The organism is Nocardioides daejeonensis (assembly GCF_003194585.1).
GTDB classification, from domain to species: domain Bacteria; phylum Actinomycetota; class Actinomycetes; order Propionibacteriales; family Nocardioidaceae; genus Nocardioides; species Nocardioides daejeonensis.
This window is the reverse complement of the sequence record NZ_QHKZ01000002.1, coordinates 338575-357325: the sequence shown is the minus strand read 5'-3', so window position 1 is coordinate 357325 and position 18751 is coordinate 338575. Positions and strand designations below refer to the sequence as shown.

18 protein-coding genes and 2 tRNA genes are annotated in these 18751 nt (G+C 68.3%); 19 read left to right on the top strand and 1 reads right to left on the bottom strand.

Annotated features, from left to right (window positions below):
- Nucleotides 1-13 precede the first annotated feature (13 nt).
- The 7 genes from DNK54_RS06360 (at nucleotide 14) to metG (ending at nucleotide 8557) form a co-directional block, all read left to right on the top strand.
- On the top strand, nucleotides 14-856 hold the full coding sequence (locus DNK54_RS06360) for an enoyl-CoA hydratase/isomerase family protein (protein ID WP_110206115.1): 843 nt from the start codon (nucleotides 14-16) through the stop codon (nucleotides 854-856).
- Between the two features lie 6 nt (nucleotides 857-862).
- The gene (locus DNK54_RS06355; RefSeq protein WP_110206114.1) at nucleotides 863-1825 is read left to right on the top strand and encodes an alpha/beta fold hydrolase; all 963 of its coding nucleotides are present in this window, start codon (nucleotides 863-865) and stop codon (nucleotides 1823-1825) included.
- Nucleotides 1737-2948, top strand: a complete 1212-nt coding sequence (locus tag DNK54_RS06350; RefSeq protein WP_110206113.1) for an acyl-CoA dehydrogenase family protein — start codon at nucleotides 1737-1739, stop codon at nucleotides 2946-2948. The genes DNK54_RS06355 and DNK54_RS06350 overlap by 89 nt, the downstream gene beginning before the upstream one ends.
- A gap of 149 nt (nucleotides 2949-3097) precedes the next feature.
- Nucleotides 3098-3697 (top strand): DsbA family oxidoreductase, encoded by a 600-nt coding sequence (locus DNK54_RS06345; protein WP_110206112.1) that lies wholly within the window; start codon nucleotides 3098-3100, stop codon nucleotides 3695-3697.
- 168 nt (nucleotides 3698-3865) lie between these two features.
- Nucleotides 3866-5452: a CHAP domain-containing protein gene (locus tag DNK54_RS06340; protein WP_110206111.1), complete on the top strand. Its 1587-nt coding sequence runs from the start codon at nucleotides 3866-3868 to the stop codon at nucleotides 5450-5452.
- A 58-nt stretch (nucleotides 5453-5510) separates the two neighbouring features.
- Nucleotides 5511-6716, top strand: a complete 1206-nt coding sequence (locus DNK54_RS06335; protein WP_110206110.1) for an N-acetylmuramoyl-L-alanine amidase — start codon at nucleotides 5511-5513, stop codon at nucleotides 6714-6716.
- A gap of 26 nt (nucleotides 6717-6742) precedes the next feature.
- On the top strand, nucleotides 6743-8557 hold the full coding sequence (metG, locus tag DNK54_RS06330) for a methionine--tRNA ligase (RefSeq protein WP_110206109.1): 1815 nt from the start codon (nucleotides 6743-6745) through the stop codon (nucleotides 8555-8557).
- Nucleotides 8558-8669: 112 nt separating this feature from the next.
- Here metG and DNK54_RS06325 read toward each other — a convergent pair whose 3' ends face one another.
- Nucleotides 8670-9413: an SDR family NAD(P)-dependent oxidoreductase gene (locus DNK54_RS06325; protein WP_110206108.1), complete on the bottom strand. Its 744-nt coding sequence runs from the start codon at nucleotides 9411-9413 to the stop codon at nucleotides 8670-8672.
- Nucleotides 9414-9524: 111 nt separating this feature from the next.
- On the opposite strand from DNK54_RS06325, the gene DNK54_RS06320 reads away from it, so the two are divergent.
- From DNK54_RS06320 to DNK54_RS06265, 12 genes are all read left to right on the top strand, one after another.
- Nucleotides 9525-10454, top strand: coding sequence for an alpha/beta hydrolase (locus DNK54_RS06320; RefSeq protein ID WP_110206107.1), 930 nt, complete (start codon nucleotides 9525-9527; stop codon nucleotides 10452-10454).
- Between the two features lie 12 nt (nucleotides 10455-10466).
- The gene (locus DNK54_RS06315; protein ID WP_110206106.1) at nucleotides 10467-10976 is read left to right on the top strand and encodes a ribose-5-phosphate isomerase; all 510 of its coding nucleotides are present in this window, start codon (nucleotides 10467-10469) and stop codon (nucleotides 10974-10976) included.
- A complete protein-coding gene (locus tag DNK54_RS06310; protein WP_110206105.1) occupies nucleotides 10969-11808 on the top strand; it encodes an Fpg/Nei family DNA glycosylase in 840 nt (279 codons plus the stop codon). Before DNK54_RS06315 ends, DNK54_RS06310 begins: the two co-directional genes overlap by 8 nt.
- Before the next feature lie 92 nt (nucleotides 11809-11900).
- Complete coding sequence (locus DNK54_RS06305; protein WP_162602323.1) at nucleotides 11901-12956, top strand: PP2C family protein-serine/threonine phosphatase; 1056 nt, start codon at nucleotides 11901-11903, stop codon at nucleotides 12954-12956.
- A 106-nt stretch (nucleotides 12957-13062) separates the two neighbouring features.
- Nucleotides 13063-13136: transfer RNA gene (locus DNK54_RS06300), tRNA-Gly, on the top strand.
- A gap of 22 nt (nucleotides 13137-13158) precedes the next feature.
- Nucleotides 13159-13231, top strand: a tRNA-Pro gene (locus DNK54_RS06295).
- Nucleotides 13232-13264: 33 nt separating this feature from the next.
- Complete coding sequence (gene tig, locus DNK54_RS06290; RefSeq protein WP_110206103.1) at nucleotides 13265-14653, top strand: trigger factor; 1389 nt, start codon at nucleotides 13265-13267, stop codon at nucleotides 14651-14653.
- Between the two features lie 144 nt (nucleotides 14654-14797).
- Entirely contained in the window at nucleotides 14798-15727 is a 930-nt protein-coding gene (locus tag DNK54_RS06285) for a hypothetical protein (RefSeq protein WP_110206102.1), read from the top strand.
- A gap of 55 nt (nucleotides 15728-15782) precedes the next feature.
- Nucleotides 15783-16928 carry an esterase/lipase family protein gene (locus DNK54_RS06280; protein WP_110206101.1) on the top strand — a complete coding sequence of 382 codons (1146 nt, stop codon included), beginning with the start codon at nucleotides 15783-15785 and terminating at the stop codon, nucleotides 16926-16928.
- 32 nt (nucleotides 16929-16960) lie between these two features.
- The gene (locus DNK54_RS06275) at nucleotides 16961-17437 is read left to right on the top strand and encodes an SRPBCC family protein (RefSeq protein WP_110206100.1); all 477 of its coding nucleotides are present in this window, start codon (nucleotides 16961-16963) and stop codon (nucleotides 17435-17437) included.
- Nucleotides 17438-17507: 70 nt separating this feature from the next.
- Complete coding sequence (locus tag DNK54_RS06270; protein ID WP_110206099.1) at nucleotides 17508-18098, top strand: ATP-dependent Clp protease proteolytic subunit; 591 nt, start codon at nucleotides 17508-17510, stop codon at nucleotides 18096-18098.
- 3 nt (nucleotides 18099-18101) lie between these two features.
- Complete coding sequence (locus DNK54_RS06265; protein WP_110206098.1) at nucleotides 18102-18707, top strand: ATP-dependent Clp protease proteolytic subunit; 606 nt, start codon at nucleotides 18102-18104, stop codon at nucleotides 18705-18707.
- The last annotated feature ends 44 nt before the right edge of the window (nucleotides 18708-18751 follow it).

The window sequence follows — 18751 nt, the reverse complement described above, 5'->3', positions numbered from 1 at the left end:
GAAGTGAACACACATGGCCGACATCGAGACCTCCAAGGTCGACGGGTGCGGAGTCATCACCATCAACCGTCCCGAGGCGAACAACGCAGCGGGAGGCGACTTCTTCCCGGGCATCCTGCAAGCAGTGCGCGAGTTCGAGACGGACCCTAGTGTCCACGCGATCATCACCACCAGTTCGCAGGGAGCCTGGTGTGCAGGAGCCGACCATTCGATCCTCGAATTCGGCCCAGCCGGCGACGCGGACCGTTCATTCTGGGACGGATTGATGCACGGGCGTGACGAACTGCTTTCAGGCAGCGTCGCCCGGCGAGCATTCGACGAGTTGGGCGTGGGCACTTGGGTGGTGGAGTTCCTTCGCTGCCAGAAGCCTCTCATCGCAGCAATTGAAGGTGCCGCTGCGGGCGGTGGCCTTGGGTTCGCGTTGCTACACGACTACCGCATCGCCTCGCCGCGAGCGTTGTTCAAGTCCGCCTTCATCGGCATCGGGGTCGGGCCTGACTTGGGTACCAGCTACTTCCTGTCCCGTGTGGTGGGGCCAGGAAGGGCCGCGGAGATTTTGCTTCGGAACCGGCGGGTCACTGCCGAGCAGGCGCACGAATGGGGTCTTGTCGACGACCTGGTCGGCGAAGGTGCCGCGTTGGAAGCGGCCTTGGCAATGGGCCGTGACATCGCCGTGCTGCCTCCGCTGGCCGTCCGCGCAACGGTGCGTGCGCTGCGCAAGTCGATGGACAACAGCTTGCTCGATCAGTTGGCGCTGGAGTGGGACACCCAGCGGGCAGCATTCCGGACACAGGACGCTGCCGCGGCGTTGCAGGCATTCCGCACCCGCGGAACTGCGTCGTACGTCGGGCGCTGATGGCCGGTGGCACCGGAATCGTTCGGCAGGTTCTTTCTGCGGGGAGATGGCGGGCGACTGCGGGGACAGCAGTGGGGGACTGGCCTGGGAACTGCGATCGTCTTTCTCCACGGTGGTGGGCAGAACCGTCACGCTTGGGCTGAACCTGCGCGCTCGCTTGCCGCGCGCGGCTTCACCACCCTGACCGTCGATCAACGCGGGCATGGCGCCAGTGACCGGACCAGAGAAAGCCGCTACACCCATGAAGACATGGCCGACGACGTAGTTCGGGTATGTGCAGCTCTACCGAGGCCGCCAGTGTTGGTCGGATCCTCGATGGGCGGAATCGTTTCGTTGATCGCCGAGGGTGAGCGTGGACCGGGGATCTGCCAGGGGATCGTGCTGGTCGATGTGGCGCCGCAGGTGAATCTGGACGGGCTCAGTCGGGTGCACGCCTTCTTTGGAAGGTCGGCGCCAGGTTTCGTCAGTGCGGAGGAAGCGCACGCCGTGCTGAGTGAGTACGCCGTGCACCGGAAGCCGAGTCTGCGCTCGACGATCAGGAACCTGGAGATGGGACCGGACGGACGTTGGTATTGGCATTGGGACCCGCTGTTTGCCGCCACGGTCGGTGACTTCCATGATCAGTCTCGGATGACCGCTGCGTTGTCCGCTGTCACGGTTCCTGTTCTGATGCTGCGCGGCGAACGCTCCGACATCGTGCCCGCCAGCACCCTTGATGAATTGCCACGGATCAACCCGAACATCACTGTCGCCGAGGTGGCAGGCGCCGGACACATGATCACCGCCGAACACAACGGTGTTTTCGCGGCGGCGCTCGAGTCCTTTGTCGTCTCGCTCGCTTCCAACACTGGCCGACCATCATCGAACCTGAGGAATACCCATGAACCGCTACGCCGACGTGATGTACCACGACATGCTCAGCCCAGAAGAGACTCAGGCGATCCGAGCCGAGGCCAGGGCGATCTCTGACCGTGTGGTGCGCCCCAGGGCGAGGATGATCGCCAACGGTGACGAGCGAGTGGAGGGCTTCCCGCAAGACGTGTTCGATGCGCTCGCGCTGTCGGGCCTGATGAGGGTGCCGTTCCCCCGCGACGTCGGAGGCCGTGGACTGCGCCACCCTGCCACCGCCACCGCCTCGGTGGTCGAGGAGTTGGCGTATCACTCGAACAGCGTGGCTGCCATCTTCGACGTGCACTGCATCTTGGCTGGCAACGCACTCAACCAAGGCGTCGATGAGCAGCGACAGCGTTGGCTGCCTCGTCTACTGGATGGGAGCAGCGTGGGTGCCTTCGCCACCAGCGAGCCCGGATCCTCCACGGATCTTTCCCCAGAAGCCATCAAGACGGTTGCCACACGGACTGACCACGGCTGGACTCTGGCTGGCGTCAAGCGGTGGATCACCAACTCGCCGGTGGCTGACGTGATCGTTGTGCTGGCCCGCACTGGCTCCTCGCTGAGCACCTTCATCGTGGACACCAGCCTGCCGGGGGTGTCGGTGGGACAGCCCGACCGCAAGATGGGAAACCGGGGTCAGTTGACGGCGGACGTGCGTTTGGACTCGGTCAAGCTGTCCGATGATGCGCTGCTGGGAACTGAGGGGGGTGGCCTCCGTGTGGCGCTGTCCACGTTGACGTATGGACGGATAGGGATCGCCGCAGCTGGCGTGGGGATGGCGCAATCTGCTTTCGACAAGACTGCTGAGCACCTGAAGCGGCGTCAAGTGTTCGGTGCCCCGCTGGGAACCAAGCAGCACTGGCAGATGTTGATGGCGCGCCGGGCGGCCGAGTTGGAGAGCGCGCGAACGCTGTATCTCAAAGCCGCTTTGCGTCTGGACTCCGGCACCTCCTTCCCTGAACCGGAAGCGGCCATGGCCAAGGCGCTGGGCACCGAACTGTCGGTGCACATGGCGCGTGACGCGATCCAAGCTCATGGCGGACTCGGGTTCATTGCCGAACTCGGTAGCAGTGAGGACTTCGATCCGGTGGAGCATATCTATCGGGACTCGAAGATCGGTGAGATCTACGAAGGCGCCAATGAGATCCAGTGGTGGATTGTCGCTAGGAACATCCTGGGGCGTGACATCGCAGGGTGATCAGCCGAAGGCGGATTTCGACTCCGCACAGGTCCTGCGCGCGTGCCTTCTGGTGTGCGTGACTGACTGAGTGACGCGTTCCCATCAAGTCTTTGGCATGTTTCCAGGATTTCCGGAACAAACCCGGCGGCGCGACACGTTGCGCAGACATGAGCAAAGCTGACTTCTGGTTCGACCCGCTGTGCCCGTTCGCCTGGATCACCTCGCGCTGGATGCTGGAAGTGCAGCAGGTCCGCGACGTCGAGGTCACCTGGCACGTGATGAGCCTGGCCTATCTGAACCAGGACAAGGAGATCCCCGACGAGTACCGGCAGTTCCTCGCCCACGGCTGGGAGCCGGTGCGGGTCCTGTTGGCAGCGGAGCAGGCGCACGGTAACGAAGCGCTGTTGCCGCTCTACACCGCGATCGGCAACCGGGTGCACCCCGGTGGCCGGACTCTCGATCGGGAGGTGCTTGCCGAGGCGCTGGTCGAGGCGGGCCTGCCGGCTGAACTGCTCGACGCTGCCGACTCCAGCGACCTCGACGAGGCGGTCAAGCGTTCGCACCACGAAGGCATGGACCAGGTGGGGGAGGAGGTCGGCACCCCCGTCATCTCGATCGGAGGCACCGCCTTCTTCGGCCCCGTGCTCACCTCGATCCCGCGTGGGGAGCAGGCCGGAGTGCTGTGGGACGCCTCGGTCGCACTTGCCGACTACCCCTACTTCTTCGAGCTGAAGCGCAGCCGCACCGCCAGCCTCGACTTCTCCTGAGGCTGCCCCCGACGGGTCGAAGCCGGCCCAGGTCCCACTCAGTGAGTCAGGGTCCTGGGCCGGTTTCTGGTCATTTCAGGCGGGCCAGGTGAGTTACATGGCTGTAATTAATTCGCTCGCATAGCGTGTCGGTGCTTGACATGTGCATACTGACGCCTCGTGAGGCAGATGTTACGTGTGTGGTTCGTGGCGCTCGTGGGACTCGTAGCGACTTTTCTGGTGCCGGTCGGCGCCGGATCGGCTGCGGTGTCGTCGTACCTCTGCTGGGGGTACGACGGTTGCGCGACCGCCGGCTACAGTCACGCCGGCTACAAACAGGCGAGTAAGACCATGTGGTGGCGGATGTACTCCGGCCACAACTGCACCAACTACGTCGCCTACCGGATGATCCAGGACGGCTACTCCGACCAGCGGCCCTGGGTGGGCAACGGCAACGCCACCAACTGGGGCATCGCGATGAGCAGCATCACCGACCAGACGCCGACAGTCGGCTCGGTCGCCTGGTGGAAGGCGGGGCAGGGCGGCACCGGCAGCGCCGGTCACGTGGCCTATGTGGAGAAGGTGGTCTCCAGCACCGAGATCATCGTCTCCCAGGACAGCTGGGGTGGCGACTTCAGTTGGCGTCGGATCACCAAGGACAGCGGGCGTTGGCCGAGTGGCTTCATCCACTTCACCGATCGCACGATCGCCAGCAAGGCCACCCCGGTCGTCAACGGCACTCCGCAGGTGGGACAGCGGCTCACCGTCAAGGGTGCGAAGTGGAAGAACAAGCCGAGCAGCTACGCCCGCCAGTGGTACGCCGACGGGGTCGCGATCCCGGGAGCCACCACCGCTGCGTTCGTCGTCGGGCCGGAGCAGGTGGGCAAGACGCTCACCGCGCGCGTCACCGCCAGCCGCGAGGGCTATGCCTCCGCCAGCGTTGACACCGCGGCCACCGCGCCCGTGGTGAAGGGTGAGTTCCAGGAGGTCAGCGGCCCGACCCTGAGCGGGAACGCGGAGCTGGACGCCACCTTGACGGTGGCCCCCGGGTCGTGGAGCCCCGCGCCTGCGGATCTCAACGTCAAGTGGTTCGCCGACGGCAAGCGCATCAAGGACGTCTCCGGCACGGAGCTCAAACTCGCGGAGAGCCAGGTGGACGCTCGCATCCACGCCGTCGTCGTCGCCAAGGCACCGGGCTACGTGAAGGCGACGGGGCAGTCGCAGGCGAGTGCCCCGGTGGTTGCGGGGAGTATCCAGTTCACCGCCGCCACGCGCGTGCGGGGCAAGAAGCGTGTGGGGGAGACGCTCACCGCGACGCCCGGGTCGGTCGTTCCTAGCGACGCCACCACCTCGATCTCCTGGCTCCGCAACGGCAAGGTCGTCGGCAGTGGCCCGACGTACGTGGTCGGGCCGGGCGACCTCGGCGGCACGCTCTCGGTCACGACCACGGCAACCCGCTCCTCCTATCGTCCAGCCACCTCGCGGACCGCGATCGGCGGCACGGTGACCACCAAGCCGGTGGTGACCGCGAAGCCCGTCGGACGCAAGGGAGTTGCCGTCGTCAAGGTGCGCGTGCGGGCCCCCGGTGTCTCTGCGCCCGACGGCCGGGTCGCGGTGAAGGTCGGGCCGCAGGTCGTGCGCGTCGACCTCGTCGACGGCAAGGCGAAGGTGCGCGTCGCGGGCCTCAAGCGCGGTGAGCGTCCGGTCCGGGTGAAGTACCTGCGCAACGGGGCGATCCTGCGCGCCTACGCAAGGAGCACAGTCACGATCCGTTGAGCTGACACTGCACGCAGCGCCGGCGTACGGCGCCAGGACCTCGGGAGAACTGATCCTCATGACTCGGGCACACCAGAACACGACGACCAGGCTGATGGCCGCGACGGCCGCGGTCGGCCTGCTGATCCCGCTGAGCGCAGCGGTGGCCTCGGCGGCACCGGAGCGGCCCTCCGAGCAAGCAGCGGACGGCCCGGTGACCCTGCAACCGGAGGCTGGTGGAGTTGCGGCCGTCGAGGTTCCGCTTGCGACCCGTGCACCGGCGCGCCGTGCTGCCGGTGATCCGGGCGTGCAGATCGGAGAACCGCAGGACACCAGCACCTTCTCCCAGGTCGCGGTGACGTGGAAGGGGACGGCGGGCGAGGTCGCCGTACGCACCAGGTCCGGTGGCAGATGGACCGGCTGGCAGGAGCTGGAGCCTTTGGAGGACGGGCCCGATAGGGGCCAGGAGGTCGGCAGCCGTCAGGGGAGTGACCTGCTCTGGGTCGGCGCGTCGGACGGCGTGCAGGTGCGGACCACGGGTGCCGTGCCACAGGACCTCACCCTGGTGCTCCAGCAACCGACGCGGGAGCCGGCTGTAGCAGCCAAGGTGGCCGCGGAGGAGAACGAGCCTGCGGCGACCAACGAGACGGCAGCGCCCAAGAAGACCGGCGTTCCGCGGCCCGCGAAGCTGATGCGGCGCAAGGACTGGGGCGCCAACAAGAAGTGGCGCAACGGCAAACCCGCCTACAACTCCTCACTGATGCAGGTGCATGTGCACCACACCGCCTCGAGCAACGACTACGCCAAGGCCGACGTTGCCGGGATCATCCGCGGCATGTACCGGTACCACACGAAGTCTCTGGGCTGGTTCGACATCGGCTACAACTTCCTCGTCGACAAGTTCGGCCGGATGTGGGTAGGCCGCAGCGGCGGCGCCGGCAAGTTGGTGCGGGGCGCACACACGCTCGGCTTCAACCACGACTCGACCGGGATCGCGGTCATCGGCAACTTCGAGTCGGCCACGCCGTCGGAGAAGGTGCTGCGCGGCGTGGCGAAGCTCGCCGCCTGGAAGCTCGACAAGCACGGCGCTCCCAAGGCGAAGGGCAAGGTCAAGGTCACCTCGACCGGAAGCGACCTCTACCGCTCGGGTACGACGGTCCGGCTGCCCGCGATCGACGGCCACCGGGACACGAACCAGACTGCCTGCCCGGGCGCGAACCTCTACAAGCGACTCAAGGAGATCCGTACCGTCGCTCAGCGCCGACTGGACCGGCTCGGACGGTGAGTGCGCGCCACTCCTAGACTTCCCCCATGAGTCGCGTCCTGTCAGCAGTTGCCTGGCCCTATGCCAACGGGCCTCGCCATATCGGCCACGTGGCCGGTTTCGGTGTTCCCTCCGACGTCTTCAGCCGCTACATGCGGATGGCGGGCCACGACGTGCTGATGGTCTCGGGATCCGACGAGCACGGCACGCCGATCCTGATCGCGGCCGACGAGGCGGGTCTGACGCCCCAGCAGCTGGCGGACCGCAACCATCGGCTGATCGCCGAGGATCTCTCCTCGCTGGGCATCTCCTACGACCTCTACACCCGCACCACGACGCGCAACCACCACGCCGTCGTACAGGAGCTCTTCCTGGGGGTCTACGAGAACGGCTACTTCGTCGAGCAGACGACGTACGGCGCTATCTCGCCCTCCACCGGCCGTACCCTCCCCGACCGCTACATCGAGGGCACCTGCCCGATCTGCGGCGCCGACGGCGCGCGGGGCGACCAGTGCGACAACTGCGGCAACCAGCTCGACCCGCACGACCTGATCAACCCGCGCTCGAAGATCAACGGCGAGACGCCGGAGTTCATCGAGACCCAGCACTTCTTCCTCGACCTGCCCGCCCTCGCCGACGCACTGTCGGAGTGGCTCGACGAGCGAGAGCGGTCCGGCACCTGGCGGCCCAACGTCATCCGCTTCAGTCAGAACATCCTCAAGGAGATCCGTCCGCGGGCGATGACCCGCGACATCGACTGGGGGATCGCCGTACCCCTGGAGGGGTGGCAGGAGAACCCGACCAAGAAGCTCTACGTCTGGTTCGATGCCGTCATCGGCTACCTCTCGGCCTCGATCGAGTGGGCCCGTCGCAGCGGTGATCCCGAGGCGTGGCGGCAGTGGTGGAACCCCTCGACGACCTCAGGGACCGCGACCGCGGAGTCCTACTACTTCATGGGCAAGGACAACATCACCTTCCACAGCCAGATCTGGCCCGCCGAGCTGCTGGCGTACGCCGGCAAGGGAGCCAAGGGCGGCAGCCCTCGCTCCTACGGAGAGCTGAACCTGCCCACCGAGGTCGTCTCCAGCGAGTTCCTCACGATGGAGGGGCGCAAGTTCTCCTCCTCGAAGAAGATCGTGATCTATGTGCGCGACCTGCTCTCGCGCTACCAGCCCGACGCCTTCCGCTACTTCGTGGCGGCGGCCGGGCCGGAGAGCCAGGACAGCGACTTCACCTGGGCCGAGTTCGTGCGTCGCACCAACGACGAGCTTGTCGCGGGGTGGGGCAACCTGGTCAACCGGACCGCGACCCTGATCGCCAAGAACTTCGGGGAGATCCCGGCGGCCGCCGAGCTGAGCGAGGCCGACCGGGCCGTGCTGGCCGTGACGGAGTCCGCCTTTGAGACGGTGGGCGCCGAGATCGCCGTGCACCGGCAGAAGGCCGCCATCACCGAGGCGATGCGCGCGGTGGCCGAGGTGAACCGCTACGTCTCCGACCAGGCGCCCTGGACCCTGGCCAAGGATCCGGCCGACCGTGAGCGACTCGGCACGATCCTGCACGTCATGGCGCAGTGCGTCGCCGACCTCAACCTGGTGCTCTCGCCCTTCCTGCCGTTCTCGGCCAACGCCGTCGACCAGGTCTTCGGAGGTCAAGGCGACGTGCAGCCGATGCCGCGCATCGAGGAGGTCGACGATCTCGACGGCGGAGCGCCGTACCCGATCATCACCGGCGACTACTCCGGCGTGCGCCCCTGGCGTCGTCAGCCCATCACGCCCGGCACCGCCGTCGCCAAGCCCACCCCCGTCTTCACCAAGCTCGACCCCGCGATCATCGACGAGGAGCTCGCGCGCCTCGGCGGCTGACGCTCGACACCCAATTCCCCGCCCGGGCGGGGAATTGGGTGCTTGGTGTGCGTAGCTACAGCACACAAGATGACAATTTCGTCACACAGTCCGGCCGATTCGGCACCCAGGGTCAGCGGAGCATGATCCCGCCGCCGTCGGCCATCAAGGTCTGACCGGTCATGTACTGCGCGTCGGCGCTCGCCAAGAAGACCGCGACCGGGGCGATGTCCTCGCGGGGGTCGCCGAGGCGCTTCATCGGGTTGCCGGAGCTGAGTGCCTTCTCCTGCTCCGGGTGCGCCTTGATGAAGGCGTCGACGCCCTCGGTCCGGGCAAGCGGGGAGATGAGGTTCACGTTGATGCCGTCGGTCGCCCACTCGCGCGCAGCCACCCGGCTGATGCCGCGGACGGCCTCCTTCGCGGCGGCGTACGCGGCCTGGGTGACGTTGCCGTTGAGCCCGGCGCCGGAGGCGAAGTTGATCACCGAGCCGCGCGACGCGGCCAAGTGGGGGTGCGCCTCGCGCATCAGCCAGAAGACCGGCCAGAAGCCGGTGCCGAAGGAGAGGTCGAACATCTCCATCGTGGTCTCCACGAACGGAGCCTGGCGGGAGGCGTGCGCGTTGTTGACGAGTACGTCGAGCCGTCCGAACCGCTCGACCGCTGCGGCGACGATCACGGCTGCGTTCTCTTCGACCGAGAGGTCGGCGGAGAGGAAGTGCGCGACATCGCCGAGCTCCGCCTGCAGCTCCTTGCCGGCGGCGTCGTCGACGTCCACGACCAGCACCTGGGCACCCTCGGCGACGTACGCCTGCACGATGGCCTTGCCGATGCCCTTGGCGCCACCGGTGACGATGGCGACCTTGCCCTCGAGCCTCATCTTCTCGATCTCCTCCTGCGTCGGTTCCTGCGTAGCGTCGCGACAGTAGGTGTCAGCCCGGTGGGCGCGCGGCGTTCTGGCCCGGTGATCGGGACACCTAGGCTGCGTGCCATGGCACTGCATCCCCAGGCCCGGGCCGCCGTGGCGGCGCAGGTGGGCGCGCCCCAGGTGTTCGACCCCGGCTACGACATCGCTGCCGAGCGGGAGGCAGCCCGTTCGGCTGAGCGCGGACGGGAGCGCGAGCACGTTCGTGAGGTCCGCGACCTCGATGCCGGCGGGGTGCCCTGCCGGCTCTACGTGCCGGGGGAGCGCACCGACGCCCTGGTCCTCCACCTCCACGGCGGTGGCTTCGTCTTCAACGACATCGAGGTGCACGACCGGGCCGTGCGCGCCTTCGCCAACCGCCTCGGCGTACCCGTGCTGAGCATCGACTATCGGCGTCCGCCGGAGCACCGGTTTCCGGCAGCTCCCGACGACGTGGATGCGGTGGTCGACTGGCTGCGTGCAGGCGGTCTGGTCGGGTGCGGACTTGCGGAGGAGGCGCGACTGCTCGTCCATGGTGACAGTGCCGGCGGCAACCTCGCTCTGGTCGCGGCGCTGCGCCATCCCGGGGCGTTTGCCGCTGTGCTCCTGATCTACCCGTTCCTCGACCCCGAGCAGGGCTTCGACTCCTACCGGACTGCCGCGGACGGGTTCGACCCGGCCGAGGCGACCTGGTACTGGCAGCAGTACGCCGCCACGCCCGCAGACCTGAGCGATCCCGACCTGGCCCCGCTGCGGTCCCCGGTGCTGGGGACCCTGCCGCCGACGCTGGTCGTGACCGCCGAGCACGATCCGCTCCGCGACGAGGGAGAGCACCTGGTCCATCTGCTGGCCGAGGCGGGGGTGGAGGTTCTGGGAACCCGCGTGCTGGGTCAGGTGCACGGGTTCTGGCGGCACCATGACGTCTTCCCCGTGGCCGACCCGGTGCAGCGTCAGGTGGCGGCGTTCGTGGGCATGGTGCTGGAGCGCCCCGGCGTGACCGGGTCGGGCCCTGCCTGAGAAGGTGGGACCATGCGCGTGCACCTCGGCTCGGACCATGCCGGACTCGAACTCAAGGACCACCTGCTCAACTGGCTCGTCGAGCACGACTACGAAGTCGTCGACCACGGCCCGTTCGTCTATGACGCGCTCGACGACTACCCGGTCTTCTGCCTGCGCGCAGCCGAGGGCGTAGCCGGGGAGCGTGCCGAGGGTCTCGACAGCCTCGGCGTGGTCATCGGCGGCTCGGGCAACGGCGAGCAGATCGCGGCCAACAAGGTCGCGGGCGTCCGCTCCGCACTGGTCTGGTCGGAGGAGACGGCGGTGCTGGCGCGTGAGCACAACGACGCCAACGTGATCTCCGTTGGTGGACGGATGCACACGCTGGAGGAGATGACTCGCTTCGTCGAGGTCTTCCTGAGCACTGCGTTCCCCGGCGACGAGCGGCACGTACGCCGCATCGGCCAGTTGGCGACGTACGAGACCGAGGGCGAGCTGCCGCCGCTTCCCGAGTCGGCGCTGCGCGGCAGCGCCGATGCCTGAGGGCCACACTCTCCGCCGCCTCGCCGGCGAGCTGGACGACGCTTTCGCCGGCAGCGTCGTGCTGGCCTCGAGTCCCCAGGGTCGTTTCGCGGCCGACGCCGCGCAGGTCGATCGAACGGAGCTCGTCGACGCCGACTCGTGGGGCAAGCACCTGTTCATCGAGTTCGCCGGTGAGCGGTTCATCCATGTCCATCTGGGGCTGATCGGTCGGTTCGACGTGGTGACCGGTCCGCTCGTCCCGCCGGTGGGCGAGGTGCGACTCCGACTCACCCGGGCCGACGGCGCCGCTCACGCGGATCTGCGTGGTGCCACCCGTTGCGACCTGATCGGCGCCGAACGGCGCGCCGACGTGCTGGCGAAGCTCGGCCCCGACCCCCTTCGCGCTGACGCAGACCCGGATCTGGTCTGGCAACGGATCGGTCGCAGCGAGCGGACGATCGGTGATCTGCTGATGGACCAGTCCGTGCTCGCCGGTGTGGGGAACGTCTATCGCGCCGAGGTGCTCTTCCGGCATCGGATCCATCCCCTCCGGCCGGGGCGGACGCTGCGGCGCAGCCAGTTCGACGCGATCTGGGCGGATCTTGTCGCCCTGATGACTGAAGGCGTGCGGACGGGGCGGATCGACACCGTGCGTCCCGAGCACACGCCCGAGGCGATGGGGCGCCCGCCACGCAAGGACGACCACGGCGGCGAGGTCTACGTCTATCGCCGTACCGGCCAGCCGTGCCTGGTCTGCGGCACTCCTGTGCGGACCGAGAGCCTGGTGGGCCGCAACTCCTTCTGGTGTCCGCGGTGCCAGCCGGTCTTCCGCTCCCGTGCCCGCCGTGACTGAGCGCCTGTCGACGGCGTAAGGCGTGTCGCAACCTCTTAGAGTTGGGCGCATCCACGGAGCGGAGGAGGACGGCGGTGTCGCTGGAGTCGCGCATGCGCTGGCGTCAGGTCAGTCGGCGCGCCCGCCGACTGATCAGCGAAGAGCGGTCGATCGTCGTCCTGCTTGTCGCAGCAGCGGTGGCCATGGGTGTTGCCGCCGTGGCCTTTCCGGGCTCGTGGCCGCTGACCTCGCTGCTCATCCCGCTCACCGTGGGCAGCGTCCTGCTCGGCCCCCGGCTGCTGCCGTGGTTCGTCATCATCGTGCTTCTGGTGCTGACCTTGGCGATCACCCAGCAGCCGGCGATGACGGCGCGGATCGCTGCAGGCACCGTGGTCATCTTCCTGATCGGGCTGATCATCATGCTGGCCTCGTTCCGCCGCACCTCCTTGGGGGTCGGCGGGATGCGCGGCGAGTCGATGCTGGTCGACCTGCGCGACCGGATCCTGCGCCAGGCCCGCCTCCCAGCGCTGCCTCCGGAGTGGTACGCCGAGTCGGCTCTCCGCTCGGCCAGCGGGAGCCCGTTCGCGGGCGACCTGGTGCTGGCGGCGCGGCGCGGTCAGCGGGTCGACTTCGTGGTCGCCGACGTCTCCGGGAAGGGCGAGGAGGCGGGCACCCGAGCACTGCTGCTCTCGGGCGCATTCGCCGGCCTGCTCAGCGAGATCCCGTCGGAGGAGTTCCTGCCGGCTGCCAACCGCTACCTGGTGCGGCAGGAGTGGCTGGAAGGGTTCGCCACCTGCATCCACCTCGCCGTCGACCTCGACTCAGGCGACTTCGAGGTGCGCGCAGCCGGTCATCCGCCGGCGATCCAGGTACACGCCGGCTCCGGCCGCCGCAGCACGCACGAGCCGGAGGGGCCGTTCCTCGGTCTCATCGAGGAGGCCGAGTTCGAGCCGGTGCGTGGCAACCTCGGCGCCGGCGACGCCGTGCTCCTCTACACCGACGGCATGGTCGAGTCGGCCGAACGCGACCTCAGCTCCGGCGTCGATCGACTTGCGGGGGCCGCCGAGCGGATGCTCGCCGAAGGCTTCCAGTACGGCGCTGGGCGACTGGTCGACGCCCTCGGCTCGCCCGACGACGACAGGGCGCTGGTGCTGGTGCATCGCCGCTGAGAGGAGCAGGAATCCGCTGCCCGAGCCCGCTCTGGGAGCGGTGGGGGTGAATTGGGACGGCTCCCGGCGATGTGGCACGATTGGCCCGCACGTCGATCACGTGCGCGCGGATGTAGCTCAATGGTAGAGCCTCAGTCTTCCAAACTGATTACGCGGGTTCGATTCCCGTCATCCGCTCCAGGGGCCCGAACCGGGGCCCTGGCGGGGCGTAGCGTAGTGGCTAGCGCGCCTGCTTTGGGAGCAGGAGATCGCAGGTTCGAGTCCTGTCGCCCCGACACGAGTACCACCCGAACCAGAGGAGACCACCTGTGAAGAGCGCCGTCGAGACCTTGAGCCCGACCCGGGCCAAGCTGACTGTCGAGGTGCCCTTCGAGGAGCTCAAGCCGAGCCTCGACGCGGCGTACAAGCAGATCGCGAAGCAGATCAACGTTCCCGGCTTCCGCCGTGGCAAGGTCCCGCCGATGGTGATCGACCGGCAGATCGGCCGCGGTGCCGTGCTGGACCAGGCAATCAACGAGGCGCTGCCGCAGAAGTACTTCGAGGCGTTGCAGGAGAACACCCTCGAGCCGCTCGGCCAGCCCGAGATCGAGGTCACCAAGCTGGAGGACAACGAGGTCTTCGAGTTCACCGCCGAGGTGGACGTGAAGCCTGAGTTCGACCTTCCGGCCTACGACGGCGTCGAGGCCCAGGTCGACGACCTGGCTGTCGCCGACGAGGACATCGAAGAGCAGCTGCAGGCCCTGCGCGAGCGCTTCGGCACCCTCAAAACCGTGGAGCGCGCCGCCGCTGACGGAGACTTCGTCACCATCGACCTGACCGCCCGCCAGAACGACGAGGTCGTGGAGGGCGCCGAGGTCACCGGCATGTCCTACAAGGTCGGTCGCGGCGGCATGCTCGACGGCCTCGACGAGGCGCTGACCGGCATGAACGTCGACGAGACCAAGGTCTTCTCCTCCGAGCTGGTCGGCGGCAGCCTGGTCGGCGAGCCGGTCGAGGTCGAGGTCAAGGTCACGCAGGTCCAGGAGCAGGAGCTCCCCGAGGCCGACGACGAGTTCGCTCAGCTCGCCTCCGAGTTCGACACCATCGCCGAGCTGACCGACGATCTGCGCGAGCGGCTCACCCGCGGCAAGCGCCTGGAGCAGGCTGCGGCCGCTCGGGACGCCGTCCTCGAGGTGCTGCTGGAGAAGGTCGAGATCCCGCTCCCGGAGTCGCTGGTCACCGACGAGCTCAACGCCCGTCGTCAGAACATCGAGCAGCAGCTCATGTACTCGGGCATGACGATGGAGAAGTACCTCGAGGACGAGAAGCAGACCCAGGAGGAGTTCGAGGCCGACCTCGACCGCCGGGTCCGGGACGCGGTAGCGGCCCAGTTCATCCTCGACAAGGTCGCGAAGTCCGAGGAGCTCGGCGTCGACCAGAACGAGCTCTCGCAGCACCTGGTGCGGCGTGCCCAGCAGTCCGGTCAGGACCCGCAGGAGTTCGCCAACCACATGTTCGAGCACAACCACATCCCCGAGCTGGTGCAGGAGATCCTGCGCGGCAAGGCGCTGGCCACGATCGTCGAGTCGGCGGTCGTCAAGGACGCCAGCGGCAACGTGGTGGAGCTCAAGAACCTGCAGCCCGACGGCACCATTGGTGAGCCTGCCGCCGAGGCCGAGGAGACCGGCGCGGACGACGCCGACGCTGACTCCGAGTGACAGCTCGCTGAACTCGACGACCGCCGGTCGGTGCCTCTGCACCGGCCGGCGGTCGTGGTATTTCCCACGCGAGGCGGCGGTACGGCGCGCCGATGCGGGTCTGTCGCTTTGCCAGGGTGGACGCGGGCAGGGAGACTCCTCCGCGTGAGTGCTGAAGCCCCCGAGGCCGACCGGACGGCCATGCCTGCCGCCGTACGCATCGGCTGGGCGTTCGTCCGCACGACCGCCGGCTTCGGCTGGCGCCTGGTGCAGAAGCAGGCGCCACTGGCGCTGACCGCGGGCCCGTTGGGACGTGCGGTCGCCAAGAGCCGCACGTCGGCTGCGTTGCGTAGTGCTGGCCGCGACGTCCTCCCCAGTGAGGAGGGGCTCCTGGGCGCCTACCCGCATGCGACGTCGCGCATCCTGGTGCTGGTGCCCGACTCGGCCGAGGACGAGGGCTGTTGGAGTGCTGCCCAGGAGCAGACCGGCGGCAGCTATGCGTCCCGGCTCGCGTCGCTGCTGGACTGGACCCCGGTCCACCTCCGCTGCGCGCCCCCGTCGCTGGAGGTCGACCGCGCAGCCGAGGTGAGTGCCCTGGTGCAGCGGCTTGTCGACCACTGGCCGGAGCCGGTGCAGCGCGTGGCGGTCGTCGCCCACGGTGACGGAGGGCTCGCCCTCCGGGCCGCCGCCGCGGTGCGGTCGTGGTCCGCGACGCCCTGGCAGGGCTTGGTCAGCGACGTCGTCTTGTTGGGTACGCCGCACCTGCTGGTCGATCCGCCCGCCGGTTCGCTCGCGATGGGCCGTCAGCTCGACGAGGAGCTGGCTGGCATCGTGACCAGCGACCGTGTGGCGGAGGCCGTCGAGCCGATTCCGGCGGCGCGCTACGTGGTGATCACCAGGCCTGCTCGCCTCGAGCGGAGCACGGTGGGATCGTTGATGGGCTCGTTGCTGTGGTGGCGGGATCGGAGCCGGTTGCGTCGTCGCTCTGCTCAGCAGCTCTTTCCGACGGCAAGCGTGGTGCACGTTGAGGATTCGCGGTTGCCGTTGACCAACCATCCCGAGGTGCAGCGGGCGCTGCTCGGCTGGCTGGCTTGACCAACTTCTCCGATTTGAGTGAACATATGTGCACTCAAATTGGAGGAGATGTCCTATGCCCGAGGCTCGCGTGCTCGATCTCTACCACTTCGCGGCGGTCGCGGCGGAGGAGCTCGTGGCCGACACAGCCCGCGAGACGCACCGTGCCGTCGCGGCCCGCACCTTCTCGCTCCTCGAGCCGCGGCTCGGGCTTCCGGTCACCGCGACCCGCTGGACCCACGACGCGATCGCTGGCATCGTGCACACCTCGGTGCGGGTCGGCGTCCGCGGCGCCTCGTTGTCGCTCAAGGTCGCTGCGGACGCGGGGGTCGGCCCCGAGGTCGAGCACGGGTCGCGCGGCCGGTTCGTGCGCTCCGCGTTGAACGGACTGGTCGGCGACCGGTTCGTGACCGAGGGCTCGCCGCTCGCGGTCCGCACAGCGGTCCGCATGGGCGGTGCCGACGTGCCGCTCGACGAGCTGGCCGAGGCCTTCCCCGGGGCGCGCGGCCGGATCGCGGTCCTCCTGCACGGTCTCTCCGAGGACGAGCGCTGCTGGCGTTGGCGCGTCCCCGAAGGGGGCCGCAGCACGCCCGAGCTGTTGGAGGATCTGGGATGGACGCCGGTGCTGCTGCGCGCCAACACCGGTCTTTCGGTGCGGGAGAACGGCGTGGTGCTCGCCGCGCTGCTCCAGGAGCTGGTCGGCGCCTGGCCGGTGCCGGTCGAGCGCATCGTGCTGGTAGGGCACTCGATGGGCGGGCTGATCCAGCGCGCGGCCTGCGCGGTGGCGGCGCCTTGGGAGCATCCGTGGACCGATCTGGTCAGCGACGTGGTAACCCTGGGTACGCCGCACCTCGGCGCCCCGCTCGCCGCTGGGATCACGCGGGGGAGTGCGCTCCTGGGCCGTCTGCCCGAGACCGCTGCCATCGGCCGGATCCTGGAGCACCGATCGGTCGGCGTACGCGACCTCGATGACGGATTGCCTGAGCTCGCCGACCCTCCCCACATCCGGTTCCGCCTGGTCTCCGGCATGGTCACCCGCTCGTCCGCGCACCCGGTCGGCCGATTCCTCGGCGACCTGCTGGTCCGGATGCCCTCCGCGCACGGAGAGGGGAGGGGCGGGATCGCCCGTGCCGATCGGGTGCACGTCCCGCGGGCCGATCACTTCGACCTCCTCAACCATCCCACCGTGCACGACGCGCTACGGTCCTGGCTGACGGCGTGACCCCCGCGGCGTCGAGGAGAAGGAGAGAGTCGATGACCGCAGACCGCGAGCTGGTCGCCGAGACCCGGATCGCCGCGTCGCCCGAGCAGGTCTGGGCGGCGCTGACGGACTTCCGTCGGATGGCGCGCTGGAGTCCGGAGACAGTGCGGATGCAGCCGCTGCTGCGCGGCGGCCTGCGGGTGGGGCAGTGCTACCTCGGCGTCAACCGCCGTGGCCCGGTCGTCTGGCCGACGCGCAACGTGGTGCGTGTGGTGCGGCCCGCTCAGGAGCTGGTGTGGGACACCGTGACGAGCGGTGCCCGGTGGATCTACCGGCTGGAGGCGGACGGCGCCGGCACCCGTCTTGAGGTACGTCGCCCGGTCCCGCGTCGCCTGACCCGGATGAGCGGCCTCTTCGCCGGTGCGCTGCTCGGTGGCGTCGCTGCTCATGCCGACGAGCTCGAGGACGGTATGCGCCAGACCCTGGAGCGACTCCGCGGCGAGGTCGAATCTGCTGTGGGCGAACACTGACCGGATCCCCGTGGAATTGCCGGGGCTGGCGTCTAATGTCGGTGTCGTGAACCAGATTCCCAGCCCTCAGATGAACGGCGGACTGCCGTCCTACGGCCTCGACGACAACGTCTATCAGCGGTTGTTGCGCGAACGGATCGTCTTCCTCGGCTCCGAGGTGCGTGACCAGAACGCCAACGCGATCTGTGCGCAGTTGCTGCTGCTCTCGGCGGAGGACCCCGAGGCCGACATCTTCTTGCACATCAACTCGCCCGGTGGCTCGGTCGACGCCGGCATGGCGATCTACGACACCATGAACTACATCCCCAACGACGTCGCCACCGTGGCCATGGGCCTGGCGGCCTCGATGGGCCAGTTCCTGCTCTGCGCCGGCACGCAGGGCAAGCGGTTCGCCCTGCCGCACGCGCGGATCATGATGCACCAGCCTTCGGGCGGCATCGGCGGCTCCGCCTCCGACATCAAGATCCAGGCTGAGCAGAGCCTGCTGCTCAAGAAGCAGCTCGGTGAGCTGATCGCGCACCACACCGGCCGTTCGGTGGAGGAGATCGAGCGCGACTCCGACCGTGACCGTTGGTTCACCCCGCAGCAGGCGAAGGAGTACGGCCTGATCGACAAGGTCATCACCAACGCCCGTGAGACCGCCGAGCAGAAGGACGCCTGAGGCATGAACTACTACATCCCGCAGTGGGAAGAGCGCACCTCCTACGGCATCCGCCGGATCGACCCCTACGCGAAGCTCTTCGAAGAGCGGATCATCTTCCTCGGGACCCCCATCAGCGACGACATCGCCAACGCGGTGATGGCACAGCTGTTGTGTCTGGAGTCGATGGACACCGAGCGTGACATCTCCATCTACATCAACTCCCCGGGTGGCTCGTTCACCGCGCTCACCGCGATCTACGACACGATGCGCTTCATCAAGCCCGACGTGCAGACCGTGTGCCTGGGGCAGGCCGCCTCCGCCGCCGCCGTGCTGCTGGCGGCAGGTACGCCCGGCAAGCGGCTCGCACTGCCCAACAGCCGGGTGCTCATCCACCAGCCCTACACGGAGGGCCAGGGCGGCCAGATCTCCGACCTGGAGATCCAGGCCAACGAGATCATCCGGATGCGGACCCTGCTGGAGACGATGCTCGCCGAGCACAGCGGCAAGGACGTCGCCGAGGTGAGCCGCGACATCGAGCGCGACAAGATCCTCACCGCTGATCAAGCCGTCGAGTACGGCCTGATCGACGCAGTCATGGAGTCTCGCAAGGCGGCGGCGCTCGTCTGAGCCCGATCCCCGTGTCCGTGCCCCCGTCGGGTGCGGACACGGGG

Excerpts from the sequence above, each read along its gene's own strand:
- DNK54_RS06360 (WP_110206115.1), top strand. The coding sequence starts at position 14 with ATGGCCGACATCGAGACCTCCAAGGTCGACGGGTGCGGAGTCATCACC.
- DNK54_RS06315 (WP_110206106.1), top strand. The coding sequence starts at position 10,467 with ATGCGCGTGCACCTCGGCTCGGACCATGCCGGACTCGAACTCAAGGAC.
- DNK54_RS06265 (WP_110206098.1), top strand. The coding sequence starts at position 18,102 with ATGAACTACTACATCCCGCAGTGGGAAGAGCGCACCTCCTACGGCATC.
- DNK54_RS06345 (WP_110206112.1), top strand. The coding sequence starts at position 3,098 with ATGAGCAAAGCTGACTTCTGGTTCGACCCGCTGTGCCCGTTCGCCTGG.
- DNK54_RS06320 (WP_110206107.1), top strand. The coding sequence starts at position 9,525 with ATGGCACTGCATCCCCAGGCCCGGGCCGCCGTGGCGGCGCAGGTGGGC.
- DNK54_RS06325 (WP_110206108.1), bottom strand. The coding sequence starts at position 9,413 with ATGAGGCTCGAGGGCAAGGTCGCCATCGTCACCGGTGGCGCCAAGGGC.
- metG (WP_110206109.1), top strand. The coding sequence starts at position 6,743 with ATGAGTCGCGTCCTGTCAGCAGTTGCCTGGCCCTATGCCAACGGGCCT.
- DNK54_RS06310 (WP_110206105.1), top strand. The coding sequence starts at position 10,969 with ATGCCTGAGGGCCACACTCTCCGCCGCCTCGCCGGCGAGCTGGACGAC.
- DNK54_RS06340 (WP_110206111.1), top strand. The coding sequence starts at position 3,866 with ATGTTACGTGTGTGGTTCGTGGCGCTCGTGGGACTCGTAGCGACTTTT.
- DNK54_RS06350 (WP_110206113.1), top strand. The coding sequence starts at position 1,737 with ATGAACCGCTACGCCGACGTGATGTACCACGACATGCTCAGCCCAGAA.
- DNK54_RS06280 (WP_110206101.1), top strand. The coding sequence starts at position 15,783 with ATGCCCGAGGCTCGCGTGCTCGATCTCTACCACTTCGCGGCGGTCGCG.
- DNK54_RS06270 (WP_110206099.1), top strand. The coding sequence starts at position 17,508 with ATGAACGGCGGACTGCCGTCCTACGGCCTCGACGACAACGTCTATCAG.
- DNK54_RS06275 (WP_110206100.1), top strand. The coding sequence starts at position 16,961 with ATGACCGCAGACCGCGAGCTGGTCGCCGAGACCCGGATCGCCGCGTCG.
- DNK54_RS06305 (WP_162602323.1), top strand. The coding sequence starts at position 11,901 with ATGCGCTGGCGTCAGGTCAGTCGGCGCGCCCGCCGACTGATCAGCGAA.
- DNK54_RS06335 (WP_110206110.1), top strand. The coding sequence starts at position 5,511 with ATGACTCGGGCACACCAGAACACGACGACCAGGCTGATGGCCGCGACG.